General features: G+C 60.0%; 28 protein-coding genes and 1 pseudogene. 14 read left to right on the forward strand and 15 right to left on the reverse strand.

Annotated elements, in window-relative coordinates; all coding sequences use genetic code 11:
- Window positions 1-70: 70 nt before the first annotated feature.
- Window positions 71-1,387, forward strand: a complete 1,317-nt coding sequence (locus HX818_RS10015) for an OprD family outer membrane porin (protein ID WP_003207383.1) — start codon at window positions 71-73, stop codon at window positions 1,385-1,387.
- A gap of 6 nt (window positions 1,388-1,393) precedes the next feature.
- Here the strand turns inward: HX818_RS10015 and HX818_RS10020 are convergent, their stop codons facing one another.
- Window positions 1,394-2,122 carry a helix-turn-helix transcriptional regulator gene (locus HX818_RS10020; protein WP_158213527.1) on the reverse strand — a complete coding sequence of 243 codons (729 nt, stop codon included), beginning with the start codon at window positions 2,120-2,122 and terminating at the stop codon, window positions 1,394-1,396.
- A gap of 208 nt (window positions 2,123-2,330) precedes the next feature.
- Between HX818_RS10020 and HX818_RS10025 the strand changes: the two genes are divergently transcribed.
- Window positions 2,331-3,236 carry a LysR family transcriptional regulator gene (locus HX818_RS10025; RefSeq protein ID WP_003207388.1) on the forward strand — a complete coding sequence of 302 codons (906 nt, stop codon included), beginning with the start codon at window positions 2,331-2,333 and terminating at the stop codon, window positions 3,234-3,236.
- A gap of 94 nt (window positions 3,237-3,330) precedes the next feature.
- Window positions 3,331-4,347 (forward strand): hypothetical protein, encoded by a 1,017-nt coding sequence (locus HX818_RS10030; RefSeq protein ID WP_177008590.1) that lies wholly within the window; start codon window positions 3,331-3,333, stop codon window positions 4,345-4,347.
- Window positions 4,348-4,608: 261 nt separating this feature from the next.
- Here the strand turns inward: HX818_RS10030 and HX818_RS10035 are convergent, their stop codons facing one another.
- Window positions 4,609-5,265 (reverse strand): metalloregulator ArsR/SmtB family transcription factor, encoded by a 657-nt coding sequence (locus tag HX818_RS10035; protein ID WP_003207391.1) that lies wholly within the window; start codon window positions 5,263-5,265, stop codon window positions 4,609-4,611.
- Between the two features lie 180 nt (window positions 5,266-5,445).
- On the opposite strand from HX818_RS10035, the gene HX818_RS10040 reads away from it, so the two are divergent.
- Window positions 5,446-6,504 carry a YhcG family protein gene (locus tag HX818_RS10040; RefSeq protein WP_177019967.1) on the forward strand — a complete coding sequence of 353 codons (1,059 nt, stop codon included), beginning with the start codon at window positions 5,446-5,448 and terminating at the stop codon, window positions 6,502-6,504.
- Window positions 6,505-6,582: 78 nt separating this feature from the next.
- The gene (locus tag HX818_RS10045) at window positions 6,583-7,782 is read left to right on the forward strand and encodes a lysozyme inhibitor LprI family protein (protein ID WP_177019968.1); all 1,200 of its coding nucleotides are present in this window, start codon (window positions 6,583-6,585) and stop codon (window positions 7,780-7,782) included.
- Between the two features lie 4 nt (window positions 7,783-7,786).
- Here HX818_RS10045 and HX818_RS10050 read toward each other — a convergent pair whose 3' ends face one another.
- The 4 genes and pseudogenes from HX818_RS10050 to HX818_RS10065 all read right to left on the reverse strand — a co-directional run bounded on the left by HX818_RS10050 (window position 7,787) and on the right by HX818_RS10065 (window position 9,679).
- Window positions 7,787-8,107, reverse strand: a complete 321-nt coding sequence (locus HX818_RS10050) for a hypothetical protein (protein ID WP_177019969.1) — start codon at window positions 8,105-8,107, stop codon at window positions 7,787-7,789.
- Between the two features lie 66 nt (window positions 8,108-8,173).
- Window positions 8,174-8,287: pseudogene (locus HX818_RS31185) on the reverse strand (general stress protein); the annotation flags it as partial.
- A 167-nt stretch (window positions 8,288-8,454) separates the two neighbouring features.
- A complete protein-coding gene (locus HX818_RS10060) occupies window positions 8,455-8,931 on the reverse strand; it encodes a hemerythrin domain-containing protein (RefSeq protein WP_008435010.1) in 477 nt (158 codons plus the stop codon).
- 190 nt (window positions 8,932-9,121) lie between these two features.
- Window positions 9,122-9,679, reverse strand: coding sequence for an ATP-dependent Clp protease proteolytic subunit (locus HX818_RS10065; RefSeq protein ID WP_008435011.1), 558 nt, complete (start codon window positions 9,677-9,679; stop codon window positions 9,122-9,124).
- 156 nt (window positions 9,680-9,835) lie between these two features.
- Between HX818_RS10065 and HX818_RS10070 the strand changes: the two genes are divergently transcribed.
- Window positions 9,836-10,057 carry a PLD nuclease N-terminal domain-containing protein gene (locus HX818_RS10070; protein ID WP_003207401.1) on the forward strand — a complete coding sequence of 74 codons (222 nt, stop codon included), beginning with the start codon at window positions 9,836-9,838 and terminating at the stop codon, window positions 10,055-10,057.
- Window positions 10,058-10,111: 54 nt separating this feature from the next.
- Here HX818_RS10070 and HX818_RS10075 read toward each other — a convergent pair whose 3' ends face one another.
- Window positions 10,112-10,672, reverse strand: coding sequence for a type 1 glutamine amidotransferase domain-containing protein (locus HX818_RS10075; RefSeq protein WP_003207402.1), 561 nt, complete (start codon window positions 10,670-10,672; stop codon window positions 10,112-10,114).
- A 29-nt stretch (window positions 10,673-10,701) separates the two neighbouring features.
- On the reverse strand, window positions 10,702-11,205 hold the full coding sequence (locus HX818_RS10080; RefSeq protein ID WP_003207404.1) for a DUF4142 domain-containing protein: 504 nt from the start codon (window positions 11,203-11,205) through the stop codon (window positions 10,702-10,704).
- 197 nt (window positions 11,206-11,402) lie between these two features.
- Between HX818_RS10080 and HX818_RS10085 the strand changes: the two genes are divergently transcribed.
- Genes HX818_RS10085 through HX818_RS10095 form a run of 3 tightly spaced genes read left to right on the forward strand, consistent with a single transcriptional unit; the run spans window position 11,403 to window position 12,832 of the window.
- A complete protein-coding gene (locus HX818_RS10085; RefSeq protein ID WP_177019971.1) occupies window positions 11,403-11,627 on the forward strand; it encodes a hypothetical protein in 225 nt (74 codons plus the stop codon).
- 15 nt (window positions 11,628-11,642) lie between these two features.
- On the forward strand, window positions 11,643-12,074 hold the full coding sequence (locus HX818_RS10090; protein WP_177019972.1) for a DNA methylase: 432 nt from the start codon (window positions 11,643-11,645) through the stop codon (window positions 12,072-12,074).
- On the forward strand, window positions 12,074-12,832 hold the full coding sequence (locus HX818_RS10095; protein ID WP_177019973.1) for a DUF72 domain-containing protein: 759 nt from the start codon (window positions 12,074-12,076) through the stop codon (window positions 12,830-12,832). Before HX818_RS10090 ends, HX818_RS10095 begins: the two co-directional genes overlap by 1 nt.
- Here the strand turns inward: HX818_RS10095 and HX818_RS10100 are convergent.
- The 3 genes from HX818_RS10100 to HX818_RS10110 form a co-directional block, all read right to left on the reverse strand.
- Window positions 12,790-13,578, reverse strand: coding sequence for a DeoR/GlpR family DNA-binding transcription regulator (locus HX818_RS10100; RefSeq protein ID WP_003207411.1), 789 nt, complete (start codon window positions 13,576-13,578; stop codon window positions 12,790-12,792). The two genes, HX818_RS10095 and HX818_RS10100, sit on opposite strands and share 43 nt — an antisense overlap.
- 399 nt (window positions 13,579-13,977) lie before the next feature.
- Window positions 13,978-14,919: an alpha/beta hydrolase gene (locus tag HX818_RS10105; protein WP_003207412.1), complete on the reverse strand. Its 942-nt coding sequence runs from the start codon at window positions 14,917-14,919 to the stop codon at window positions 13,978-13,980.
- A gap of 98 nt (window positions 14,920-15,017) precedes the next feature.
- Window positions 15,018-15,905 (reverse strand): LysR family transcriptional regulator, encoded by an 888-nt coding sequence (locus HX818_RS10110; protein WP_177019974.1) that lies wholly within the window; start codon window positions 15,903-15,905, stop codon window positions 15,018-15,020.
- A 131-nt stretch (window positions 15,906-16,036) separates the two neighbouring features.
- Here HX818_RS10110 and HX818_RS10115 point away from each other — a divergent pair, with 131 nt between their 5' ends.
- The gene (locus HX818_RS10115; RefSeq protein ID WP_177019975.1) at window positions 16,037-16,882 is read left to right on the forward strand and encodes an SDR family NAD(P)-dependent oxidoreductase; all 846 of its coding nucleotides are present in this window, start codon (window positions 16,037-16,039) and stop codon (window positions 16,880-16,882) included.
- Window positions 16,883-16,885: 3 nt separating this feature from the next.
- On the opposite strand, the gene HX818_RS10120 is transcribed toward HX818_RS10115, so the two are convergent.
- Window positions 16,886-17,641 (reverse strand): DeoR/GlpR family DNA-binding transcription regulator, encoded by a 756-nt coding sequence (locus HX818_RS10120; RefSeq protein WP_177019976.1) that lies wholly within the window; start codon window positions 17,639-17,641, stop codon window positions 16,886-16,888.
- Between the two features lie 82 nt (window positions 17,642-17,723).
- Between HX818_RS10120 and nudK the strand changes: the two genes are divergently transcribed.
- A complete protein-coding gene (gene nudK, locus HX818_RS10125; RefSeq protein WP_003207421.1) occupies window positions 17,724-18,311 on the forward strand; it encodes a GDP-mannose pyrophosphatase NudK in 588 nt (195 codons plus the stop codon).
- Window positions 18,311-19,513 carry a lipase family protein gene (locus HX818_RS10130; protein ID WP_177019977.1) on the forward strand — a complete coding sequence of 401 codons (1,203 nt, stop codon included), beginning with the start codon at window positions 18,311-18,313 and terminating at the stop codon, window positions 19,511-19,513. Before nudK ends, HX818_RS10130 begins: the two co-directional genes overlap by 1 nt.
- Before the next feature lie 356 nt (window positions 19,514-19,869).
- Here the strand turns inward: HX818_RS10130 and HX818_RS10135 are convergent, their stop codons facing one another.
- Complete coding sequence (locus tag HX818_RS10135) at window positions 19,870-20,310, reverse strand: hotdog fold domain-containing protein (RefSeq protein ID WP_008435232.1); 441 nt, start codon at window positions 20,308-20,310, stop codon at window positions 19,870-19,872.
- A gap of 145 nt (window positions 20,311-20,455) precedes the next feature.
- On the opposite strand from HX818_RS10135, the gene HX818_RS10140 reads away from it, so the two are divergent.
- Complete coding sequence (locus HX818_RS10140) at window positions 20,456-21,073, forward strand: TetR/AcrR family transcriptional regulator (protein ID WP_177019978.1); 618 nt, start codon at window positions 20,456-20,458, stop codon at window positions 21,071-21,073.
- Between the two features lie 13 nt (window positions 21,074-21,086).
- Here HX818_RS10140 and HX818_RS10145 read toward each other — a convergent pair whose 3' ends face one another.
- Window positions 21,087-21,536, reverse strand: coding sequence for an Rrf2 family transcriptional regulator (locus tag HX818_RS10145; protein ID WP_177019979.1), 450 nt, complete (start codon window positions 21,534-21,536; stop codon window positions 21,087-21,089).
- Window positions 21,537-21,680: 144 nt separating this feature from the next.
- Here HX818_RS10145 and HX818_RS10150 point away from each other — a divergent pair, with 144 nt between their 5' ends.
- Window positions 21,681-22,568 (forward strand): NAD(P)/FAD-dependent oxidoreductase, encoded by an 888-nt coding sequence (locus HX818_RS10150; protein ID WP_177019980.1) that lies wholly within the window; start codon window positions 21,681-21,683, stop codon window positions 22,566-22,568.
- Window positions 22,569-22,570: 2 nt separating this feature from the next.
- Here HX818_RS10150 and gudD read toward each other — a convergent pair whose 3' ends face one another.
- The gene (gene gudD, locus HX818_RS10155; protein WP_003207434.1) at window positions 22,571-23,920 is read right to left on the reverse strand and encodes a glucarate dehydratase; all 1,350 of its coding nucleotides are present in this window, start codon (window positions 23,918-23,920) and stop codon (window positions 22,571-22,573) included.
- Between the last annotated feature and the right edge of the window lie 2 nt (window positions 23,921-23,922).

Raw genomic sequence — 23,922 nt, forward strand, 5'->3', positions numbered from 1 at the left:
CAACACACAATAAAAAACGGCTGCCATCACTGGGTCGACGGGACAGTCGTGTTCACTGTTCGGAGCCTTCATGAACCACAAGACTTACCTGGCCCTGGCCGTTTCTTTCGGCGTTGTACAGCAGGCGGCTGCATCGGGTTTTATCGACGACAGTAAAGCGACCCTGGACCTGCGCAACTTCTACCTCAACCAGGACACGCGCAATGCCAAGGGGGCCTCGGACCGGGAATGGGGCCAGGCCTTCATGTTCAATTATCAGTCCGGTTTCACCGAGGGGGTGGTGGGCCTGGGGTTGGATCTGCAAGAGCTGTACGGCGTACGGCTGGATGCGTCAGGGCGTGCCGGCAAGGTGGGGGAGGACAACACACCCGGTAGCGTCTTCCCGCTGTCTGATGGCAAGGCTGCCAATGATTTCAGCAAGACCGGGGTCACCGGCAAAGTGCGCATCTCCCAGACCCAACTGAAAGTGGGCACGCTGATGCCCCGGGTGCCGGTACTGATGTATGAAGACGGCCGGTTGTTGCCCCAGACTTTTCGTGGCTACCAGGTGGACTCCAAGGACCTGAAAGACTTCAACCTCGTCGCCGGCAAAATCGAGCAGGTGCTTGACCGTAACTCCAGCAACGGCCAGGGCTTGTCCATCGCTGGCGCAAACGATCCGGTCAAGGGCACGTCCAGCAATCAGTTTTACTACGGTGGTGTGGATTACGCCGTAAGCAAGCAGATGCAGTTGCAGTATTACTACGCGAATCTTGAAAACTTTTACCAGCAACACTTCTTCGGCCTAGTGCACAACTGGCAGTTGCCGGTGGGCCAGTTCAAGAGTGACCTGCGCTACTTCCACAGTACCTCGGACGGTAAGAACTCCAGTGCGGCGGGGCGTGCCGAGGGCTACGTCAGCTCGGGTTACTACGGGCCGGGCGTCAACAATGGCAAGGTCGACAATAACCTGTGGAGTGCCTTGTTTACTTATTCGCTGCAAGGCCATTCGGTGAGCCTGGGGTATCAGAAAACCACGGGCGAAAGTGACTTCCCCCATATCAACCAGGGGCAGGGCCGCTCGGTGTATTTGATCACCAACTCCCAGTCGTTGAAGTTCGTCAACGCCGGGGAACAGGCCACGGTGGCCAGCTATGCCTATGATTTTGCGAACCTGGGCGTGGCGGGGCTGAAGACCAGCGTCACCTACATACATGGCAGCCACATCCGCACGGCAGGTCGTGACAATACCGAGTGGGAGCGGGACGTGCGGGTTGACTATGTGATTCCTGCCGGCACCTTCAAGGGGATTGGGTTCATGTGGCGTGGTGCGGTGCTGCGGGGTAATGACAGCGCTGACAAAGACGAAGCCCGGTTGATGGTCAGCTACAGCATTCCCTTGCTGTAGGCCGGCTCAACGCTGGGCGAAATACCTGGCCGGGCTGCAACCGAACACCGAGCGGAACACGGCGATAAAGCTGCTGGAGCTTTCGTAGCCAATCGCGGCGGCGGTGCTGCTGACGCTTTCCCCCGCCGCGAGGTTTTCCAGGGCCACCATCATCCGCAAGCGTTGGCGCCAGGCGCCGAAGCCCATGCGGGTCTGGGCAGCAAACAGCCGCTCCAGGGTGCGTGCACTGGCGCCTACCTCGAAGGCGATTTCCTTGAGCGGCCGAGTGTCGTTGGGGTTTTGCTTGATCAGGTTGGCGGCGCGCACCGCGCGTTTATCCGAGGGTTCAGGCAGGTAAAAGGCGTCTTGCTCAAGCAATGCCAGGTGGTCCAGCAGCACGGTGCCCAGGCGGCTTTCGCGGCTGTGCTCGGGGTACTCGCCTGGCAGTTGCGCGCAGGCCAGGATCAGCTCGCGCACCAGCGTCCCGACATTTAACACTGCGCAGCGGGCCCACGGTGGAATGCTGGCCGCGCCCTGACGCACATATACGGTACGCATCGACACCTGACGCGAATGCTTGAAGGTGTGGCTGACACCTGGCGGAATCCAGAGCGCCCGCTGCGGTGGCAGAACCCAGATGCCTTCGGCCGTCAGTACCGTCATCGAACCTTTGATGGCGTACATGATTTGCGCGTGTTCCGGGTGAACGTGAGGTTCACGCAAGCCGGGCAAATACTCCCGGACCAAACCTTGCACGGGGGCCGCGCCAAACTTAATCGATGGGTGTTCAAGCATGGCGCGATCCCGATATTTTCTAGATAAGGAGGGATTTTGTGCCAGATCAAAAGGGCTGTAAAGCCGCAGTTTGGCCTACCGAAAAACCGTCGGATTGGCTAGGGCGCTTGGGTTTGCGGTTGGGTACTGTCGATGCTTTTGGCGTGCGCCCTTCAAGGAAACCTCACCGATGTCCATCGGAAAAAACTTCGCCGGCGTCATCGCCTTCATGAAAGTCGCGGCCAGCGAAAGCTTCAGCGAGGCAGCACGCGACCTGGGCATTTCAGTGCCTTCGGTGAGTCGCAGCATTACCCGCCTGGAAACCCAACTGGCGATCAAGCTGCTGGAACGCACGACCCACAGCGTAGCGGTCACGCAGGAAGGGCGCCGGTTTTTTCAAGAGTGCCTGCCCAGTGTCGAGCATCTGTTGCGCACGACCGAAGCGCTGAAACACGCTACCCAGTCGCCGTCCGGCGTAGTGCGCGTAAGCTCTACCGTGGGTTTTGGGCGCAAGTGCATTGCGCCGCTGTTGCCTGGGTTCTGTAAGTCCCACCCGGACATCACCCTCGAATTTGATCTGAATGATCGCCATGTGGATTTCGCCGAAGGTCGCGTGGATGTCGCGATTCGCAACGGGCGGCTGGAGGACGCCGATGTGATCGCCAGGCAACTGGCGCCGATGAGTTTCGTCACCTGCGCCGCGCCTGAGTACCTGCACTCAGCCGGCTACCCGCAGACCCTGGAAGACCTTGCGGCGCACAAGACTATCGCCTTTCGCCTGGCGCAGTCGGGCAAGCCGCATGTGTGGGAGTTTGAAGTCGACGGGCAGTTCATACGGCTGCCGTTGCCTTACAGCCAGTTGTTCAATGACCCGGAGCTAGTGGCGCTCGCGGCCGTAGCCGGCGGTGGTGTGGCACAGCTGGCCGGCTATCAGGCGCAGCACTGGATCGCGCAACAGCGTTTGATCGTTTTGCTGCCGGGTTATGCGGCGCAGGCGCGGGGCAGGGGGCATTACATCTGCTATCGGCAGCGCGACAAGATACCGCTGCGAGTCAAGCTGTTCGTCGACTACATGGTGCAAGCCTTCCAGGCATGACCATTGGGTAAAAGGCTTTTGCCTGGGTGCCTAATTGTCGCGGGTGGCGATGGCTGGGCACTATCCGGGTGATATTTATCACCGGGAAATCAATATGTTAAGCAAAGCTATCAAACCCTGGCTGGAATGGCTGTGGCTGCTGCCTTTCGCCGCGGCGCTGTATTATCCGTGGGCGCTGGCGTGGAGTAACCAGGCGCATGTGGCAGGCGCCGGCACCCCGGTCGTGCTGGCGCTGATCCTGAGTGCCTATGCGGTGCCGCTGTTGGCGTTTGCCTGTGTGTATGTCACCGGTGTTCAACCGGTCATGAGCGCACGCCTGGTCCTGGCGCGACGCTTGTCGTGCCTGGCGGTGGCTGCGCCTCCTGCGTATACGCTTATGGGCGTCTTGCTGTACCTGATGAAAATCGAGGGCCACGACATCGCGGTATGGAGCGGGCTGTGGCTGGCGCTGGCGGGCTTTTTTGCGATGGTGTCGTCAACGGGCCCGAGCATCAGCTTGGTGACCTTGGACAAGACCTATATCAAGCTGCGTGTCGCCCACGGCATCGCCTCGGTGGCGATCCTGTTGGTGTTTCTCGCGCCGCACCTGTTCAACCACCTCCTGGGTGTACTGGGTACCGATGTGCATAAGTCGGTGATGGACGTGCTGCGACGGGTGTATCGCAATGGCTGGCTGGAGCCGGTGATCATTGTCACGTTTTTCTTTCAGATTCTCAGCGGGCTGGTGTTGATTCGCCCGAAGACCGTCACGCGTGCCGACCTGCTGGACGCGTTACAAACCGCCTCCGGCGCCTATCTCTCGCTGTTTATCGCGTCCCATATCAACTCGGTGTTTACCCTGGCGCGTTACTTCGGCACCGACACCGATTACGCCTGGGCCGTGGCCGAGCCCGTAGGGTTATTGGCGGATCCATGGAGCATTCGGCTGCTGCCGCATTACTCGCTGGCGGTGTTCCTGCTGATTGGGCATCTGGGTTGTGGTTTGCGAGGTGTATTGCGTAATCACAATGTCAGCGAGTCACGCAGTTCGCTGTTGACCTGGCTGGTGATCGGCATGGGCGCCATAGTCACGATCATCATTACCAGCGGCATGCTGGGGGTCAGGGTTTAGGCTGTTTACGGCACCGTAAAAAGTATTGGCTTGTGTAATTCAAAGCGCTCAACGTATTATCCAAGATCTCTCTTGGTTATATGATTGGTGGGCATTGCGCCACTACACCGGAATCTGTCCTTCCTGCAATGGGCTTGAGTACGGCGTGAGGCTTAGGCTGCGATGGACTGCGCAGCGGTCGTGAATCCTGAACCGTTGGTGTATCCGGGACACTGCGGCGCTGGAATTGCGGTTGCTGCGCAGCCCATCGCAGCCTCTTTCTTACAGGCGGCGGGGCTGGATGCTGTAGGCGCAGCGCCGGTCCCCGGAAATCAAATGCTCGCGCCGCTCCACCACATTCTCATCGCCCAGGGCTGCCTGGAAGATCTGCAGTTCCGAGCGGCAGAACCCCTGGCATTTACGGGCGGCGACGCAGATCGGGCAGTGGTTCTCCACCAGCAGCCAGCCATCGTCCAGCGGCTCCATCTGCGCCATGTACCCGGCGCGTTCGCGAATCTGTACCAGGATCTCGACTTTCTCCCGCAAGGTCGACGCGGCGGAGCAGGCCTGGGTGTATTCGTGCCTGGCCGTCGCTTCCATGCTGGCGATGACTTTTTCCACGCCTTCGCTGCCAAAAATTCCTTCAATGGACTCGATCAGGTGCAACGTCAGTACGCTGTGGGAATCGGGGAATTTGCTTTGGGCGGTTTCGGTCAATGTCCACTTCAACGAGGGCCGGCCGGCACCCGAGATGGGGGCCGATACACCGACGATCAACTGCGCGACCTGCAACTTCTGGATTTGCTGGCGGGCGGCTTCGGAGGTGATTTCCAGCAGTGCAGCCAGGTCCGTGGTTTTCAGCGGACCACGGGTCTTGAGCAGGAACAGGATGCGGTCCCCGGTGGATGCCTGGCTGTCGTCGGTGGGTGTGGCGTTCATAGATCGGGAATAACCGTGGAAGTGACTGGGCCATTTGACCACAGCACGCACGTTGGGGCACCCCTTGATCCGCGTGAAGGTACGGTTCCCGTTGATTTGTATCGAAAGCATTCTGCTGGCCCATTCCGGATTGTCCCCTCGCTACCATCGACCGCCTGCCCAACCCACGAGGGAAAAGGAATGAGTGAGACCCCCGATAGCCTGAACACACCACCCGAGGGATACAGCGACTGGCTGTCCGATCTCAAGAGTCGAATCCACTGCGCCCAGCAGCGCGCCACCCTGGCGGTAAACCGCGAGCTGGTGTTGCTGTATTGGCAAATCGGCCAGGATATTCTGACCCGGCAAGCGCGGCAGGGCTGGGGGACCAAGGTGATTGAGCGGCTGGCGCAGGATTTGCGTTCAGCATTTCCGGAGATGAAGGGTTTTTCGCCGCGTAACCTGAAGTACATGCGTGCATTTGCGGAGGCGTGGCCGGACGGGGAATTTGTGCAAGGGGTGCTTGCACAATTGCCGTGGTATCACCAACTGGCGTTGCTGGACAAGTTGCCCGGCCCAGAAACCCGTCGCTGGTACGCCACTCAGGCCATCGAAAACAACTGGTCGCGCAACGTCCTGGTGATGCAAATCGAGGGTCGCCTGCTGGAGCGCAGCGGCAATGGGGTCAGCAACTTCGAGGGACTGCTGCCCAAAGCCCAATCCGACCTGGCTCGCGAATCACTTAAGGATCCTTACCGTTTCGACTTCCTGGGCCTGTCCCTTGACGCGCAGGAGCGTGAAATCGAAAACGCCCTGGTCAAACATGTCACCGATTTTCTGCTGGAGCTGGGCGCCGGTTTTGCCTTCGTGGGACGGCAAGTATTGCTGGACGTAGGGGGCGAGGAGTTTTTCGTCGACCTGCTGTTTTATCACCTCAAGCTGAGGTGCTACGTGGTGATCGAACTCAAGGCCGGTAAATTCAAACCCGACCATCTGGGGCAGCTGGGCTTTTACCTTGCGGCGGTAGATGCCCAGCTCAAGCACCCACAGGACAGCCCCACCATCGGCCTGCTGCTGTGCAAGAGCAAGAACGAAGTAGTGGCCGAATACGCTCTGCGTGACAGTTCGCGCCCCATTGGTGTTGCCGAGTATCAACTGGTGGAATCACTGCCTGCAGAGCTGCAAACCAGCTTGCCGAGCATCGAACAGATTGAGCGTGAGCTGGCAACTGATCGGCCCTCCATGGCAAGTGTTTCGTAGTACTGTGCCGGCAGGCTGGACATTGGCAATCGCGTCGGCACAATGAGCGCCTTGAAAGGAACTCACCCAAGGAAAGCCATGGCCCGCCGTATTCATTCTGCCTACCCAATGTTGTTGCTCGCTGGCGCGCTGATAGGCGCAGCGATGCCTGCCAGTGGCGCGTCCTTCGATTGTAAAAAGGCCTCCACCACGGTGGAAAAGGCTATTTGCGCCAGCCCTGAATTAAGCGAACTCGACACTACGCTGGGCCTGTACTACAGCCAGGCAATGGCCAAACTGGCACCCGACCAGCGCGACGAATTGCGCCGTGGCCAGCGCACGTGGTTGCAGACTCGCAACGCGTGTGCCGGTACCCCCGAACAATTGCCCGGCTGCCTGCAATCCCAACTGAGCCAGAGAGTGGTCGAGGTGGGAACCATCACCCACAAAGACACCGCAGCCCTTGACGCAATCATTGCCAGTATTCCGTACCATCCGGCCCAGGCAGCTGAAGGGCTTCGGCGCTACCCGATGAACGATCTGGCCGCCGCCTGGCTGGTCTACCTGCAGCGTTTTGAACCTGACAGTGGCGTTACGGAGAATGAGGCCGAGGAGAATCGCAAGCAGGTTCTCATAGCACTCAAGGAAGACAGTTTTCCCTGGTCGATCTGGCAGGACCTGCAGAATGATCCTGCTGTCAGCCGTGACCGGGTGATGTTGACCTTGCTGCGCATGATGATCGAACGCCAACAGTATGAGATGTACGCCGACCAACGCCCGTATGTGCACTGTTTCGTTTTTAGCCGGCAGGGCGAGGTTGCATATGAGTCGTTCGGGTCGTTGTACGGCTCCACCCGCGACAGCTTTGCGCCGATTTGTGCCCCACAGGGTGATCTGTTTGCACAGCCGGCCTGGAAGCGGCTGGACGATTCGTTTACCGCGCCTTTGTCCACTGCATCGCAGAACGAAGGCACCATCCGCTTTGCCAGCTACGCCGACTGGAACACGCTTTCCCTCAAGGCCACCGCTTCGCCTCGGCTGTTTCTCCAGCCAGGCACCGCAGCGCAGTCCCAGGACCCGGAATCAGCCCTGCGCAACTGGGGCGCGGATAAACAGTGGCCTGCCAGGCAACGCCAGCAAGCGCTGGCCGCCATTGAGCCCGCACGGCAAGCGACGAGTGACTGGCTGCAACGCGAGCGCGGCTTCTCTGCTGCTGATGCCAGGCAAGCAGCCCGGGAAATCGTTCGGCAGTGGATGAACCTGCGCCTGGACTTTATCGGCGGCCCCAGCGAGAACTAATCGGTCAACTGCCCGATTCTGGCACGGCCTTTTTGCCGGTCTTGGTACCGGGATGCTGGGTCGAGGTGCCTTTATGGCGCGTGCTCTTCACGGTTTTAGACGGCGCAGGTGCTTTCGTTTCAGCGTCCTTGTTGCCACTGCTGTCAGCCCCGGACGGGCTGCTGGGATAGGTGCCGGGCGGCAGTGCCGAGCCAGGAGCGCTGTTGCCGCTCAAGGCGGACGCCTCGGGGGCGGTGTTGTCGCCGAAGGCTGCGTAGGCGGGGGCATACAGAACGAGCGTCAAGCTGGCGGCGAGTACGATCCTTTGGGAAATGCTGGTCTTCATGACTCAATCCCTCGTGGCGATGGGGACCGAAGCCCGGAGCACATCCAGGCTTCGGCGACGCCTCAATCAAGACTTCTTGGAGCTTGGGGCGTGGCTATGAGCCCCGCCTTTTTTGCCCGCTTCAGAAGCCTTCTCGCGGTCATTGGCGAAGTTGCCGCCTGAACCCTGGCCGCCGCTTTTACGGTTTGTGTCTTTCTGGTCTTTGTGACCAGCACCTGGGGTAGTTTTTCCACTATTAGCCATTTTGAAAACCCTCAATGATGAGCGAATCAATGGTGTTGCCTAATTGGGAATCCTCCAGCCAATTCAAAGTTTGAAATAGTTTCCAGGCATGCGACGAATGGACATCAAGCCGCCATTGGCTTCGCGCCGGGTGCTTTCTTGTGCGCGGCTTTCATCGCTTCCATCTCCGCGCCCAGCTCTTCCAGCAAGGCCTTGCCCAACAGCTTCCTGGCCTGTGGGAACATCTCGCTTTCCTCTTCCTCGATATGGTGCTCCAACAGTTCCTTGACGACTTTCACCCGGCCGGAAAACTCGGTGGTGGAGGGCGAAGTCTGCTTCAGGTCCGGAAGGACGAGGGAGTCGACAGTGCGATGTTCTTCCTTGGCCTCGTGGTACATGATTTCCTGATCCTTGCCGCCGGCCTTGCGAAAAGCCGGGTAGAGGATTTCTTCCTCAAGGCGGGTGTGGAGGCTGATTTCCATTTCCAGCTTGGCCAGGAGCTCAGTGCGCTTCTTTACGCCGCGCTCGGTTGATTCACTGAGTTGATTCAGGATGGCTTTGACGCGTTCGTGGTCGGCCTTGAGAAGATCAATGGCATTCATGGGTGACACCTCACGGGTAGCGAAAGGGCGGGTCGAATTGCCCGCCTGTGCAGACCTCTACAGCATGAGTTGTACCAAGTTGAACAAAATATTTATCTGCTTATAAAACAATAGGTTATGTGTGATAAAAAGCGGCTCTGGTCGTGCAGGTTGCACGGTCGAGTGGTGGCTTGCATGCATTAAACAATGCCTAGCCGCCGCTGACTTTCCAGTGCTTGATGTCGTCGGCAAACACGATCTGCTCGACCTCATGGGCAATCCCGTAGGCCAGTGACTCGTGGGCGGCGATGACTTTTTCCTCGGCCGAGAGGCACTTGAAAATATCCAGGTGGGTTTCGGCGCTGGCGGTTTCCAGTTCGTAGATTTTCACGTAGCGCGCCAGGTCGTTGTCCAGGCTCGACAGGTATTCCCGCAGGCGCTGGTGGTCTACCGAGTTCTGGTTGAAATACCAGTTCATCGGATGGATCAGGAAGCGCGAGTGTGGCGTGGTGATCCGGCGGTTTGCCGCCAGGAACATGATGATGCCCATGGACTCGATATTGCCCGCATTGATCGCACACAGCGGCACCGGCAGGGACTTGAGGAAGGTGTAGAGGGTAAAACCGAAATTGGTGCTGCCGCCGGTGGTCGACAGGTTCAACAGCAAAGAACTGGCGCCTTGATCGATCGCGTCCAGGCAGCAATCACGAAAGCGCTCGGTGGTGCCCTGATCGATCTGGCAGTGAAAGTGGATGATGTGCTCGGTCATCCCGGGCCTCCAAGGGGTAAAAGGTAGTGTCCGTTTGAGTCTAGAAGGTTACGGCCCGTGTGCCGCAACCGTTGGGCGAGAGCCATCCGTTGCAATTTTAATGAACCCTCGGGCGCGTTGCTTGACCTAACGCATACGACCTCAGGAGGATGAATCATGCAAATCGAATATGTCTGGATTGGCTTGGCGGTGATTCTGGTGCTGCTGGAACTGTGGGCGATCAACAGCGTTCTGCGCAGTGGCAGTGGCTGGGAGACCAAGGGTTTATGGCTGGTGGTACTGATCTTCATGCCGCTGTTGGGGCTGATCCTCTGGGCGCTGTTTGGACCCAAGGGTGTGAACCGGGCGACACATGCCACTGAGCATGGCAAAGGCTAAGACAGAATCGAAAAAAAACAGGCGCCCGAGGGCGCCTGTTTGCATTGGCGGGCGTCAGGCCGCCAGTGTCTTGGCAATGGCCTCATTGAACGCCGGCAAATCGTCGGGCGTGCGCGAGGTTATCAGGGTCCAGCCATTGGCCGGGCATTCCTTCACCTGCGTATCCACCCAGTTTGCTGCGCCGGCATTGACCAGGTCAGTGCGCACGCTTTTGTAGGAGGTGAGGGTCTTGCCGCCGATCACGCCGGCATCAATCAGGGCCCAAGGGCCATGGCAGATGGCGGCTACGGTTTTCCCGGCCTTGACGAAGTCGTTGATCAGCCGCAGTGCATCGGCGTCCTGGCGCAGGGTGTCGGCATTGACGGTGCCCCCGGGGATGACCAGTGCATCGAAGTCACTGCCGTGCAGGTCCGAGAGCTTGGCGTCGGACTCTACCGTCCTGTCTTTCTCGGTGTCCTTGAGAAAGGTCTGGGTGCTGCCACCTTTGCTGGAACCGTGGGTCACCGTGGCGCCGAAACCACGCAGGGCTTCCAGCGGCTTGAGCAACTCGTCGCGCTCGATACCGGTGTTGGAGGTGATGATCAGAATCTTCTTGCCGTGCAGTTGCGAACTCATGGTCGAGTGTCTCCTGAGTGGGTCAATGATTAATTGGCGTGCTGGGACTGCAACTCCTTGGCCATCTTCAGATGGGTTTCGAGAGTCGGCAGGGTCTTCTCGGCAAAAGCCTTCAGTTCGGCGTTATCCGAGGAGGCGGCTTCTTTTTTGAACAGGGCCACGGTGTCTTCGTGGGCCTTTACCTGGTTGTCGGCGTAAGCCTTGTCAAAGGACTCTTCACGGATTTCCAGGATCATTTTCTTGGCCTTGTCGGTGAGGCTGGCATCGTCAGGCACCTTGATGTCGAGCTTCGTCGCCAGGGCCGTCAGCTCCTGGTTGGCCTTGGTGTGGTCGGTGATCATGTGCTGGGCAAACGCCTTGATATCAGCGGCACCGCTCTTTTCCAGCGCCAGTTTGCCGGCTTCTACTTCGGTGATGCCGCCCTGGGCTGCGGCGTCAACGAAGTCATTGGAAGTGGCGGCCATGGCCACACCCATCGAGCCCGCGGCCAGCGCGAAGGTCAGTCCCATTTGTTTCATCAGCAAGTGCTTCATGATGCTTCTCCTGAAGAGTGGCGCGATGCCGTTACCTGACTGTTGAGCGGGTGCCTGAGCAAAAGGTTTAAATTAATTTGCGCTTATTTCTCCGGGCCGCAGCCCACGCAATTTCCTTGAACTATCAAAAAATCATGGGCTCTGCTGCATAACGGCTCCGCGCTGGAGCCTGATCTTTTAACAGCAGGAGAATCACCATGGGCACTGAAAAAACCACTGACAAAACCCCCAATGCAATCAGCTCCGAACAGGCGCAGAAAGGTCGCCAGCTTGACGAGAAGGACAGTTCCTTGCAGCGCCCAAACCCCAAGACTGAAACCGTTGATAAGGTGATCACGCCGACGTCCATCAAGGACACACAACGGCAAACCGACCAGATCAACGAGCAAGCCGCCAAGGCCGAGCGCAAGCTGGGCCAGTGAATAACGGAGGCAGTCATGGGCCGATCCATCAGCGCCGGTGAGCTGGGTATTGAGCTCACACCCGGCGATGACAACGCCTTGTTCAAGTGGTTTATCGCCAGCTTCTTGATGGGCAAGCGCATTCAGGCGCAGATCGCGGCGCAGGCCTATCAGGTGATTGTGGTGAAGCATGGCCGGGACACCCCGCGCAAACTGCAACACTGCACCTCTCGCGAACTGGTGGCCATGCTCGGTGAGGCGCATTACGTGCGTTACGACGAAAGCACCGCGCAGCGCCTGCTCGACCTCAGCAGCAAGTTGAATGCGGAGTACGCGGGCAGGATCAGCCATATCCACGATGCCAGTGCCGACCGTGGGGAGTTTGAAAAACGCTTGAATGCGTTCGAGGGCGTCGGGCCGAAGACGGTGGAGATTTTCATGAGGGATGCGGCGTCGGTGTTGTTTTGATGCCGATTTTTCTCGGTTGTGCCGGTTGGAGCCTGCCTCGTGAGCAATGGCCAAGATTTCCCCGGCAGGGCACTCATCTGCAACGTTATGCCGCGTGCTTGAATGCGGTTGAAATCAACAGCTCCTTCTACCGCCCCCATCGCCCGCAGACCTACGCACGATGGGCGCAGTCAGTGCCGTCGGGCTTTGGTTTTTCGGTCAAGGTGCCACGGCACATCACCCATGAATTACGTCTGCGTGACTGCGATACGGCATTGGATGAGTTCCTTGCACAGTGCTTGCAATTGGGCGACCGCCTGGGCTGCCTGCTGGTGCAATTGCCGCCTTCTTTAAGCTACGACCCGATCATTGCCGGCGGCTTTTTCACAGCCTTGCGTCAACGCTTCCCTGGGCCTGTGGTGCTTGAGCCGCGGCACGCCAGCTGGGTGCAGGCCGACGGGCTTTTGCAGGATTACCAGATAGGACGGGTCGCCGCCGACCCGCCGGTGATCGCTGATGGGGATGCACCGAAAGGCTGGCAAGGTGTGCGTTATTGGCGCCTGCATGGTTCGCCGCGTATTTATCACAGCGCTTACGAAGCCGAGCGTTTGTGCGCGCTGGCCGAGGTATTGAGAGCCTCCCTGGAGGAGGGCATTCCGACCTGGTGTATTTTCGATAATACGGCCAGCGGTCATGCGCTGGTCGATGCGCTTGCCCTTCAAGCGATGCTCGCCCCTCAGGCATCCACTTGCATCACCTCCAGCCCCAGGCATTCATAAGCCTCGACACTGCCCGGAGGCACGTGCCACTCGGTAATCAGGGTATGAATGCGGCTGCACGGTGCCACCACAAATGGCTCCACGGCGCCCAGCTTATCGGCCAGGGTGACGGCCACCACGTGGGAGGCGCTGTCGAGCATAGCCTGTTTCACCGCCACTTCCTCGAAGTGCAACGAGCTGATACCGACCTGTGGATGCAGTGCGCACACACCCGTGAACAGCAGGTCGGCCTTGATGCCCTGGATCAGCCGCAATGCTTCATGCCCGCTGGCGGCCATGGTCACCGGGTTGAGTTGGCCACCGGCAAGGATCACCGTCACATTGGGATGTTCGGACAACGCGATGGCAATCATCGGTGAGTGCGTGACGGCGGTCAGCTTGATGGAATGCGGTAGTGACTGGGCGATTTGCAGGGTGGTGGTACCGGAGTCGAACAGCACGATCTGGCCGTCCTCCACGCGATCGGCGGCGAGTTGCGCCAGGTGGCGTTTGGTCGCGGTGGTTTCGCCAAACCGGGTGAAGAAATCCTTGCCGGTGTCCTTGGGCCGTGGCAGCGCACCTCCATGCACGCGTTGCAGCAGACCGGCGGAGGCGAGTTCGCCAAGGTCGCGGCGAATGGTGTCCTGGGAAACGGCGAAATGTTCGACCAGTTCCGAGGCGGTGACCTTGCCGTCGCGCTCCAGCAGCAACAGGATTTTTTGTTTGCGCAGGGAGGGCAGGTCGATGGCAGCATGGGTGTTATGCATGTTTTTGCTCGTTGATGCGTGTTTATGCGAGATTAATCAGCATTAGGCGCAAACGCAATGGGTTGGGGTGTCGGTGATGCCCTGCCGAGTGAGCTGAGCACCATGGAAAAACCACACCCGGTCCGGTACCAAACCCCATGGTTTCGATTCGCGAGGTGATGCAGGAGATTTTGCTGCCGCCAAGCTTTCCAACAGGGCATTACTGAGCAAAAAAATCGTAAAAAAGTAAAAAGAGTTGTCCACGAAAACCGTGGGTATCTCTGTGGATAACTTCGCTTGAGCCCGGCGGGTATGGCGATTTAACCTGCGGTTAATATTTGATCAGTCACTGTTTATGGCCAGCATGGGCAGGCTTTGCGCCTTGACAGGCACCGGCGAAACCGGTGCCGAAATGCATATTTACGAGTCGTTTGGGCGCCCGGTGGAGGGCCCGGCAACCTGAGTGGCGCGCTTCGATTGCATCAGGCTGTCCAACGCCTGGCGATAACTGCTGCCGGCCAGTCGCATGCTGTCGTTATGAGTGGCACCGGGTACCAGCAACAGGTGTTTCGGCTGTTGGGCGGCGTCAAACAGTTGCTGGCTGAAGCGCGGTGGCACGAAGGCATCGGCGAGCCCGTGAACCACCAGCAGCGGCATGTGGATATCAGCGATCTTGTCAATGGAATCGAACTTCTGCGACAGCAGCCAGCGCACCGGCAATGAGGTATTGGCTACTGCCGTGGCCACATCTGCCAGGGAGGTAAAGGTGGACTCGATGACCAGTCCGCGCACTGGCGGCGGCACCTGATTGTTCGCTGCCTGCTTGCCCAGTTCCACCGCGAGGTCGATGGCCACCGCGCCACCCAGGGAGTGCCCGTAGATGAGGCGCTTGGCAGGATCGGGTTGCAGCACCTGGAAGCGTTCCCAGGCAATGCGCGCGTCTTCGTACACGCTGGTTTCCGACGGCAGGTCGCCTCGACTCTGGCCGAAGCCGCGGTAGTCGATGGCCAGTACGGAAAAGCCCAGGGCCCGCAGCTGTTCGATGCGAAACAGTTGGCCAGTGAGGTTCCAGCGCACGCCGTGCAGGTAGAGAATTGCCGGCGCGTCCTTCTGTGCCGCTGGCCACCACCAGCCATGAATATTCTGCCCTGCCTTGAAACTCGCGGGTTTCAGGTCGAATTCCTGCACATCACGCGGCAACCCGCTGTACCAGCTGGCAGTGCCTGGCTCCACGCGAAACAGCAACTCGCGTTCCTTGTGTTGCAGCACGGCGCAACCCACGGGCAGGCCGATGATCAGGGCGGCCATGCACAGCAGGGGAAACCAGCGCAGGCCGAGACGGGACAGAAAACGTGAAGACATGAAGGTTCCAGGACACAGGCGAAGCACGGGTTTTAACAGATGCCCTGGCCGCGCAGGAAATATTCAGACGGTCGTCACCGGACATTGCTTGCAAAGTATTACATCGCCTCGTCCAGCAGAGAAAAGAAGTGCCCGGCCAAGGGGGAAGAATGGCTGGTGTTCCAGTTTAGGTAGAGCCCGATGCTGGAGGACGCGGCGGTGAGGGGCACAAACGCCACTTTGTCACGGGGCATCGAACGGGCAATGGACTGCGGCACCAGCGCCACACCAAACCCGCACGCCACCAGGCCAATCAGGGTGGGTAATTGATCGGCTTCCTGGACCACCCTTGGAGAGAAGCCCGCGGCCTCGCATAAAGCGATCAACTGGTGGTGATAGCCACTGCCCAATGCCTGGGGCGTGAACACAAAATCGGCACCGGCAAAGTCCTTCAGCTCGATAGCGACGTCATCCGCATTCGGATGGTCTGCGGGCAGCGCCAGCAGGATCGGTTCATCCAGCAGCAGCCGGGATTCGATGTTATCTGCCTGGCCTGGCAGGTAGCGCAAAAAAGCGATATCGGTATCACCACTCAACAAGGCCTTGGCCTGGTTGGCAGAGGGCATTTCCTTGATCACCAACTGAACCCTGGGGAACGCCAGGCGAAACTGCCTGAGGGTATCCAGCAACCACGGATAGCCGGTGATCGACACCGAGGTGATGGTGAGCGTGCCGGCGGTTCCCTGGGACACCTGCCGGGCTTGCTCAATGCCTTGCTGCAATTGCCCGAGGACGGTGTAGGCCGTCTGAAGAAACGCCGCCCCGGCTGGCAGCAGCTTCACGCCACGACGGTCACGATGCAGCAGGGCAAACCCCAACTTTGCCTCCAGGCGATTGATCGCCTGGCTCAACGCTGGCTGCGCCATATGCAGGCGCTCCGCGGCCTGGTGAAAGTGCAGCGCTTCGGCAACGGCAACGAACTGGCGCAACAGGCGGGTTTCGATCATCTGGGCTGTTCCTTCAGGTAGATGGCGGTGTGGGGCTTGATACGGCGCAGGTATCAATATCGCTGTTTTTCAGTATTAAACAGGACGGCCACGGGTTGTTAGGGTGGAGTGCCTATCAGGAGAACGCGACGATGGACTTTACAGGTAAAACCGCAATCGTGACCGGTGCCGCCCGTGGCTTGGGGTTCAGCTATGCGCGCGAGTTGGCGCGACTCGGCGCGCAGGTGGTAATCAGTGATATCGGTGCCGACACCCTCGGCGATGGGGCTGATCCCCAGGTGGTACAGGCGGCCGCGCTGGCGCTGGAGGGTGAAGGCCTGCGGGTGGTTGGCCACGCGGGTGACCTGTCCGGCGAAGCGGGGTGTCGAGCGCTGATCGAGTGCGCCATCACGCATTTCGGGCAGCTCGATATCCTGATCCACAATGCTGGCTGGGTCGGCTATCAGCCCATCGAGGCCGCCGACGAGGCTTTCATCCGGCGGGCCATGGACGTCAATGTCTATGCACCGATCTGGCTGTGCAAACACGCGTGGCAGCACCTCACGCGATCTGCCGCACCCCGCATTGTGCTGACCACCTCCGACCGTGCGATGTATACGCGCTACGTCCAGCCGGGCCTGGCGGCCTACAGCGCGGGGAAGATGGCGCAACTGGGGATCATGAATGCCTTGAGCGGGGAAGGGGCGGAGGCCGGGATCCTGGTCAATGCCATCTCACCCGTGGCCAAGACCCGCATGTGGGGCGTGACCGGCGAGCCGAACAACCTCAAGCCGGAATGGGTCACGCCTGGGGTGATCTTCCTGGCTTCGGCAGCGTGCCAGGACAGCGGCTATATCCTGCGTGCCAGCAACGGTCAGTTCACCGCCACGCGGTTCGCTGAAAATCCGGGGGTCGAGTATCCGGTTGACCTGGCGCGGGTCAACGCCTCGGACGCTGCGCAAGTCGCCGCGTCATGGCAAGCCATCAAGGACTGTTGACGGTCACGCCAGGTAAAGCGTCAGGCCCTGAGCTTCGTAGGGTTGCAGCAGGGCACGCGGCGTACTGGCCAATGCGACGATCGCGCTGACGTGTGTAAGCTCCACCACCTGGTAGGGCGACGCGGTGTTGAGCTTTTCCGAGGTGGCCAGCACGATGGTTTCTGCGGCCGCGTGACACAACGCGCGCTTGACCACTGCCTCTTCATAATCGCCGGTAGACAGGCCGGCATTCGGGTGCACGCTGCACACCCCCATGAAATACAGGTCGGCATTTACCCGGCCGATGGCCTCCAGCGTAGCCGCCCCCACCCCCACCAGTGAGTGGCGAAACAGCCGCCCGCCGAGCATGATCACTTCAATCTGCGGATGATCCACCAGGGCCATGGCAATCGACGGACTGTGGGTGACCACGGTGGCATTCAGGTCCGCCGGCAAGTGATGGGCCAGTTGCAGGCACGTGGTACCGCCATCGATAAACACCACTTGGCCGGGCTGCACAAGTTGTGCAGCCGTCCGGCCAATGGCGATTTTTTCCTCGGGTACCAAGTGTTCCCGTACCGAAAAATCAGCCATCGCGGGGGATGCCGGCAAGGCGCCGCCGTGCACCCGCAGCAGCAAACCTTCCTTGGCCATTTCCCGCAGGTCACGCCGAATCGTGTCCTCGGAAACCTCCAGTGCCTGGCTCAACTCCTTGGCAATCAGCCGGCCGTCGCGGTGCAGCGTATCCAGCAGGTGTTGTTTACGTTGTTGGGTCAGCATCGGAAGCTTCCTGCACGTTTTTTCTTGACTGTGCACGATTTTGCACGACATGCTGAATAACACAAGACAAAAAGGTCCTGCCATGGAAAACAGTCCCGTCCGCATCCACGCCGAAGAACTGCTCTCGGATAATTGGTATGTGCTGAAAAAGTACACCTTTGACCTGCGCCGCCGCGACGGCAGTTGGCAGTCCCAGACCCGCGAGATCTATGACCGGGGCAATGGCGCGACGATCCTGCTGTACAACCGCGAGCGGCGCACGGTGTTGCTGATTCGCCAGTTCCGCATGCCTACCTACGTTAACGGCTACCACGGTTACCTGATCGAGTCTGCCGCCGGCCTGCTGGACAACGCCAGCCCCGAGGAACGCATTCGCCTGGAGGCGGAAGAAGAGACGGGCTACCGTGTGGGCCATGTAGAAAAGATCTATTCGGCCTTCATGAGCCCGGGCTCGGTGACCGAGCGCATTCACTTTTTCATCGGCGAATATCAGCCTGGCGACCGAGTCAGTGATGGCGGCGGGCTGGAGGATGAAGGTGAGGATATCGAAGTGCTGGAGTTGGGATTCGAGGAGGCCCTGGGTATGGTGGACAGTGCCGAGATCGTCGACGGCAAGACCATCATGTTGTTGCAGTACCTTGAATTGCGGATGTTGAAAGAGGGCTGGTGATGTCGCGTCGGTTATCGCTTGCGCTGGCGGTGTTGCTGGCGGGATGCAGTGGTGTGAGTGCTGCGCAAACGCCCGTCGGTGATGGTGGTGTTCCCGCGTTCTATACCTGGGCGGACAAGGTGCCCGCGTCACCCGGGCGGATGCTGCGCAGCGAGCCGTTGACCGAAAAGCAAAGCCTGGCCGAGGCGGGGCAGAATATTCGCATCCTGTACACGTCCACCGACGGTCTCGATACCCATAAACGGATTGTCGTTTCCGGTGCGCTGTTCCTGCCCAAGGGCACACCGCCGCCGGGTGGCTGGCCCCTGATGGCGTGGGCCCACGGCACGGTGGGGAGTGCCGATATCTGCGCGCCGTCGTTCGCCGGTCGCAGCCCTCGGGATACGCGCTATCTCAATTATTGGCTGGCTCAGAGCTACGCGATTGTCGCTACCGATTACCAGGGGCTTGGGACGCCTGGCCTGCATCCGTATGGTTTGACCAGCCTGCTGGCCTATGGGGTGCTCGACAGCATTCGCGCGGTAGGGGCGGGTGGTTTCGAACTGTCCAAACGTGTGGTGGTGTTCGGGCAGTCACAGGGTGGCCGTGCTGCGTTTGCCACGGCGGTCTATGCGAAAGACTATGCGCCCGAGTTGGATATCGTGGGGGTGGTGGCGACCGGTACGCCTTACGCGGCCACCCATAAAACGGGAGACAGTGCCGAGTTGGAAAAGGCCCGCAGTTCGGTGGTGCCGACCTTTGCCTATAACTTGCTGCGGCTGAGTACTGTCACGTTGTTTGATCCTGGGTTTGTGGCTGCGGATTACTTGAGCGAGCGTGCAGTGCCTGCGTTTGAGAGCAGCCGGCGGGATTGTTTGCATGCCATTGAGCAGCGGGTGATGGCTGATGGGCTCAGCTTCAATGACAGTTTCAAGCGGTCGCCGAAAGAGGCGCTCGACAAGGTTTATCGTGAGTCGGCGTATCCGACGTTGAAGACGGATATTCCGGTTTTTGTCGGTACGGGGGGGCGGGATCAGGATGTGTTTGTGCCTGGGCAAAAGGCGCTGGTCAGGGATGCGTGCAAGGTCGGGGACCGGATTGAATGGCATTTTTATCCTGAGCTGGATCACTCCGCTACGGTCAATGGTTCGCTCGTGGACTCGACGCCGTTTGTGCGTAAGGCGTTTGCGGGGGAGGTGATTGGTGGGAATTGTGGGGGGTAGCTTTTTGGGGAGGTATATCCGTTATTCAGGTAACGGCGGCTTATGGTTTCGCTCTTACAGCGAGTCACTTTGGAAAAGCCGGAATGCCGGCCCAGCCCGAAGTAAGTAAAGGGAGCTGCCTCCGCCGCTTTATGTGGGAGCGGGCTTGCTCGCGAAAAACCTGAGAGCGCCACGTTGAATCAGGATACCCACGTCATCGTTAACGACCTTCGCGAGCAAGCCCGCTCCCACATTTGGACTATGTCCGCCTTTGATTTTGCGGTTGCTTCACCCCACTCAAGCCGGCTGGTAGGCCGCTGTGAGAGCGCAACCCAATAGCGGCCATAACCGCAGCAACGGATATGCCCCCAACCCCATCACCCCAATTTCACATTCATGATAATCCGCGCGGTAAACACCAATTTCCCCTCCGCATCCAGCATCTCCACCGGCACCACTTTGTCACCCGCCGTTTGCCAGTCGATACCTTCGCCATTGGCCGTCGCCGTCACGCTGCTCTTGGCCTTGGCCAGATACTCCACCGTCATCCCCTTGGGAATCCACCGCGCACCCGCCGGCACGGAAACGTCCGTCATGGTACCCGCCGCCAACTCCGCAGCGTTGCACATGGCAATGGCGTGCACCGTGCCCAGGTGGTTGGTGATGGCCTTACTGAACGGCACTTCCACCGAGGCAAACCCCGGACGCAACTGGGTCATCAACGGATTGATGGTGCTGAAGTAGGGCGCCATCTGGCACGCCAGTTTGCTGAACGCTTCGGGGCCAACGCTGTTGAACATGCTCAGGGCCTGACTCATGGTGCTGCCTCGCTGATTAAATGAATTTTACGGAATATTGTTCCGTTACAGAATAATGTTCTGTAGCGGAACAGTATTCTGCCCATGGGAAATCTGTCAAGCTGCCCGGGCTTGTTCTTCTTCACTGACCGAGTTCCTGTTCAGCATGCAAACCCCGGATCTGCTTCAGCGTTGCTTCCCTGGCCGAAGGGCCGAATTGAAGCGCGATATTTTCAAGGCAGCCCTGGACCTGTTCAACGAGCAGGGCCTTGAAGCCACCACCATCGAGATGATCCGCGCGCGCTGCGATACCAGCGTCGGCGCCATTTATCATCACTTCGGCAACAAGGAAGGCCTGGTCGCCGCGCTGTTTTTTACCGCGCTGGAGGATCAGGCCGAATTGCGTGGGCGCTACCTTGAATCGGCCAAAACGGCGAAGGAGGGGGTGTACGCACTGGTCCACAGCTATGTCGATTGGGTGGACAGCGAACCGCAGTGGGCGCGCTTCCAGTACCACGCGCATTTCGCGGTGACCAAGGGCCCGTTCGCCGCTGAACTGGAAAGCCGCAATCAGGCGCGCAACGCGATGCTGAAGGAGTGGATGATGCTGCCTGGACGGGGTGATCAGCTCAGCCAGGTGCCCGCCGAACTCTTGCCATCACTGATCATCGGCCAGGCCGACAGCTACTGCCGTGCCTGGCTGGCCGGGCGCTCGGCCAGTAGCCCTCGGGTGTACCGGGAAACCCTGGCCGAGGCAGCGTGGCGCTCGGTGGGCGGCGCTTAGGGCGTCGCGTGCATCACGCACAGGGTGCGGGCGTTATCGCCACCCGATAGCGCTCGTCAAAATCATCCGCCAACTGTGCCAGCGTCACCTCTCCCAAACGCTGCAGCAGCAACGCCTGGGCATCGTCAAACGCCTGGTTCAGCGCCGCATTGACGGCCTGTTCCACCAGGCATTGCGGATGATCGGTGGACAGGCCGACGGCAAAGATCGACGACGTGCCAAGGGCATTGTGGATGTCCAGCAGGGTGATTTCACTCAGCGGCTTGCCCAGCATCCAGCCACCCTGATGGCCTTTTTCCGAACGCACATAACCTTTCTCCTTGAGCAGGCCCAGGGTGCGGCGTACCACCACCGCGTTGGTACCAAGCATCTGCGCGATGGTCTCCGAGGTGGCGCGTTCCTCGTGGCGGCTCATGTGGATCAGCACATGGAGCATGCGCGAAAGCCGGGTGTCGTTTCTCATCTGCAAGCCTCTGGAGTTCCTGCCCGAAAGTATCGTTCGTAACGATTGGAGTTGCGAGACGCTTGACGAGGTATTTTTATGTAACTTATGGTGTGTCGTGAGTGCCCGGCAACCGATGCAAGGGCCACCAGAGAGGTCATCTTCATGGTTTACGACGTGATTATCGTCGGCGGCAGCTACGCCGGAATGTCCGCCGGGCTGCAACTGGCGCGGGCTCGGCGCAAGGTGCTGGTGATTGACGCCGGGCAGCGGCGCAACCGGTTTGCGGCCACTTCCCACGGTTTCCTCAGCCAGGATGGCCAGCCGCCGGAGCTGATCGCTGCCGAAGGGCGAGGGCAGTTGATGGAATATCCGACGGTGACCTGGGTGCAGGACACCGCCGTTGAAGCGACTCGAAACCAGGATGGCTTCGTGGTGAAAACCCGTTGCAAGGGTGAGTTCAACGCTAAACGCTTGATTCTCGCTACCGGCGTGGTGGATGAGTTACCCGAGGTCGAGGGGTTGAAGGAGCGCTGGGGCAAGCATGTGTTCCATTGCCCGTATTGCCACGGCTATGAACTGGATCAAGGCCGCATCGGCGTGCTGGCGACGTCGCCGCTGGCCATGCATCACGCCATGCTGCTGCCGGACTGGGGCGCCACCACGCTCTTTACCAACGGCGCATTTGTGCCGGATGCCGAGCAGCAGGCGCAACTGGATCGGCGCGGGGTCAGCGTCGAAAGCTCGGCGGTGCGGCGGATTGTCGGTGAGCGGGCGGATGTGGAATTGGCAGACGGGCGGATGATCGCGCTGGACGGTATTTTCACCCTGTCCCGTACGCGCATGGCCAGCCCATTGGCCGAGCAGTTGGGCTGTGAGTTTGTCGAAGGGCCGACCGGGCCCTACCTGCTGACCAACGAGACGCGCCAGACCACCGTGCCCGGTGTGTTTGCCTGCGGCGATGCCAACCTGGCCGGCGGCTCGGTGGCGCTGGCGGTCGGCGAGGGTGTGCGCGCCGGGGTGGGCGCGCACTTTTCGATGATCTTCAGCTGAGGTCAGCGCACCAGGCACGGCCGCTTGTTATCGAACGTCCAGCCCGGAATCATGAACTGCATCGCCACGCTGTCATTGCGCGCACCCAGGCCCATGCCTTTGTACAGTTCATGGGCGTGGGCCACGGCGTCCATGTCGATGTCCACGCCCAGGCCCGGTTTGGCCGGCACCTTGATGTGGCCGTCGACAATCTTCAGCGGAGCCTTGGTCAACCGCTGGCCGTCCTGCCAGATCCAGTGGGTGTCGATGGCCGTGATTTCCCCCGGCGCGGCGGCGGCCACCTGGGTGAACATCGCCAGGGAAATGTCGAAGTGATTATTGGAGTGCGAGCCCCAGGTCAGGCCCCATTCGTGGCACATCTGCGCCACGCGCACCGAGCCCTGCATGGTCCAGAAGTGCGGGTCGGCCAGGGGAATATCCACGGACTGCAACTGGATCGCATGCCCCATTTCCCGCCAGTCGGTGGCGATCATGTTGGTGGCGGTGGGCAGCCCGGTGGCACGGCGGAATTCGGCCATGACTTCGCGCCCGGAGTAACCGTTTTCCGCGCCGCAAGGGTCTTCGGCATAGGCCAGCACATGATGCTGGTCGCGGCACAGGGCGATGGCTTCTTTCAGCGACCAGGCGCCGTTGGGGTCCAGGGTGATGCGCGCATCGGGGAAGCGTTCGGCCAGTGCAGTCACCGCCTCGATTTCGTCGCCGCCGCGCAGTACGCCGCCTTTGAGCTTGAAGTCATTGAAGCCGTATTGCGCCTTGGCCGCCTCTGCCAGACGCACGATGGCTTCGGGCGTCATGGCCTGTTCATGACGCAGGCGGAACCAGTCTTCGGCATCGTCTTCACTGCGATAGGCCAGGTCGGTTTGCTGGCGATCACCGATGTAGAACAGGTAGCCGAGCATCTTCACCGCGTCGCGCTGCTGGCCTTCGCCGAGAAGGGCCGCGACCGGGACTTCGAGGAATTGGCCGAGCAAATCCAGGAGTGCCGCTTCCATCGCCGTGACGGCATGGATGGTGATGCGCAGGTCAAACGTCTGCAAACCCCGGCCCGCCGAATCCCGCGCGGCGAAGGTCTGGCGCATGGCGTTGAGAATGCTCTGGTACTGGCCGATGGGCTTGCCGATCACCAGGCTGCGGGCGTCTTCCAGGGTCTCGCGGATGCGTTCGCCGCCGGGTACCTCACCGACGCCGGTACGGCCGGCGCTGTCGGTAAGGATCACGATATTGCGCGTGAAAAACGGCCCGTGGGCGCCGCTGAGGTTGAGCAGCATGCTGTCGTGGCCGGCCACCGGGATGACTTGCAGGCCGGTAACGACCGGGGCGCTGTTGGCGTGGTGCTGGTGTTCTGTGTTCATCG

Origin of the sequence: Pseudomonas sp. F9001, assembly GCF_013385435.1 — a bacterium.
Taxonomy (GTDB): Bacteria; Pseudomonadota; Gammaproteobacteria; order Pseudomonadales; family Pseudomonadaceae; genus Aquipseudomonas.

Coding starts and splice junctions, on each gene's coding strand:
- HX818_RS10015 (WP_003207383.1), top strand. CDS start 71: ATGAACCACAAGACTTACCTGGCCCTGGCCGTTTCTTTCGGCGTTGTA.
- HX818_RS10025 (WP_003207388.1), top strand. CDS start 2,331: ATGTCCATCGGAAAAAACTTCGCCGGCGTCATCGCCTTCATGAAAGTC.
- HX818_RS10030 (WP_177008590.1), top strand. CDS start 3,331: ATGTTAAGCAAAGCTATCAAACCCTGGCTGGAATGGCTGTGGCTGCTG.
- HX818_RS10035 (WP_003207391.1), bottom strand. CDS start 5,265: ATGAACGCCACACCCACCGACGACAGCCAGGCATCCACCGGGGACCGC.
- HX818_RS10040 (WP_177019967.1), top strand. CDS start 5,446: ATGAGTGAGACCCCCGATAGCCTGAACACACCACCCGAGGGATACAGC.
- HX818_RS10045 (WP_177019968.1), top strand. CDS start 6,583: ATGGCCCGCCGTATTCATTCTGCCTACCCAATGTTGTTGCTCGCTGGC.
- HX818_RS10050 (WP_177019969.1), bottom strand. CDS start 8,107: ATGAAGACCAGCATTTCCCAAAGGATCGTACTCGCCGCCAGCTTGACG.
- HX818_RS10060 (WP_008435010.1), bottom strand. CDS start 8,931: ATGAATGCCATTGATCTTCTCAAGGCCGACCACGAACGCGTCAAAGCC.
- HX818_RS10065 (WP_008435011.1), bottom strand. CDS start 9,679: ATGACCGAGCACATCATCCACTTTCACTGCCAGATCGATCAGGGCACC.
- HX818_RS10070 (WP_003207401.1), top strand. CDS start 9,836: ATGCAAATCGAATATGTCTGGATTGGCTTGGCGGTGATTCTGGTGCTG.
- HX818_RS10075 (WP_003207402.1), bottom strand. CDS start 10,672: ATGAGTTCGCAACTGCACGGCAAGAAGATTCTGATCATCACCTCCAAC.
- HX818_RS10080 (WP_003207404.1), bottom strand. CDS start 11,205: ATGAAGCACTTGCTGATGAAACAAATGGGACTGACCTTCGCGCTGGCC.
- HX818_RS10085 (WP_177019971.1), top strand. CDS start 11,403: ATGGGCACTGAAAAAACCACTGACAAAACCCCCAATGCAATCAGCTCC.
- HX818_RS10090 (WP_177019972.1), top strand. CDS start 11,643: ATGGGCCGATCCATCAGCGCCGGTGAGCTGGGTATTGAGCTCACACCC.
- HX818_RS10095 (WP_177019973.1), top strand. CDS start 12,074: ATGCCGATTTTTCTCGGTTGTGCCGGTTGGAGCCTGCCTCGTGAGCAA.
- HX818_RS10100 (WP_003207411.1), bottom strand. CDS start 13,578: ATGCATAACACCCATGCTGCCATCGACCTGCCCTCCCTGCGCAAACAA.
- HX818_RS10105 (WP_003207412.1), bottom strand. CDS start 14,919: ATGTCTTCACGTTTTCTGTCCCGTCTCGGCCTGCGCTGGTTTCCCCTG.
- HX818_RS10110 (WP_177019974.1), bottom strand. CDS start 15,905: ATGATCGAAACCCGCCTGTTGCGCCAGTTCGTTGCCGTTGCCGAAGCG.
- HX818_RS10115 (WP_177019975.1), top strand. CDS start 16,037: ATGGACTTTACAGGTAAAACCGCAATCGTGACCGGTGCCGCCCGTGGC.
- HX818_RS10120 (WP_177019976.1), bottom strand. CDS start 17,641: ATGCTGACCCAACAACGTAAACAACACCTGCTGGATACGCTGCACCGC.
- nudK (WP_003207421.1), top strand. CDS start 17,724: ATGGAAAACAGTCCCGTCCGCATCCACGCCGAAGAACTGCTCTCGGAT.
- HX818_RS10130 (WP_177019977.1), top strand. CDS start 18,311: ATGTCGCGTCGGTTATCGCTTGCGCTGGCGGTGTTGCTGGCGGGATGC.
- HX818_RS10135 (WP_008435232.1), bottom strand. CDS start 20,310: ATGAGTCAGGCCCTGAGCATGTTCAACAGCGTTGGCCCCGAAGCGTTC.
- HX818_RS10140 (WP_177019978.1), top strand. CDS start 20,456: ATGCAAACCCCGGATCTGCTTCAGCGTTGCTTCCCTGGCCGAAGGGCC.
- HX818_RS10145 (WP_177019979.1), bottom strand. CDS start 21,536: ATGAGAAACGACACCCGGCTTTCGCGCATGCTCCATGTGCTGATCCAC.
- HX818_RS10150 (WP_177019980.1), top strand. CDS start 21,681: ATGGTTTACGACGTGATTATCGTCGGCGGCAGCTACGCCGGAATGTCC.
- gudD (WP_003207434.1), bottom strand. CDS start 23,920: ATGAACACAGAACACCAGCACCACGCCAACAGCGCCCCGGTCGTTACC.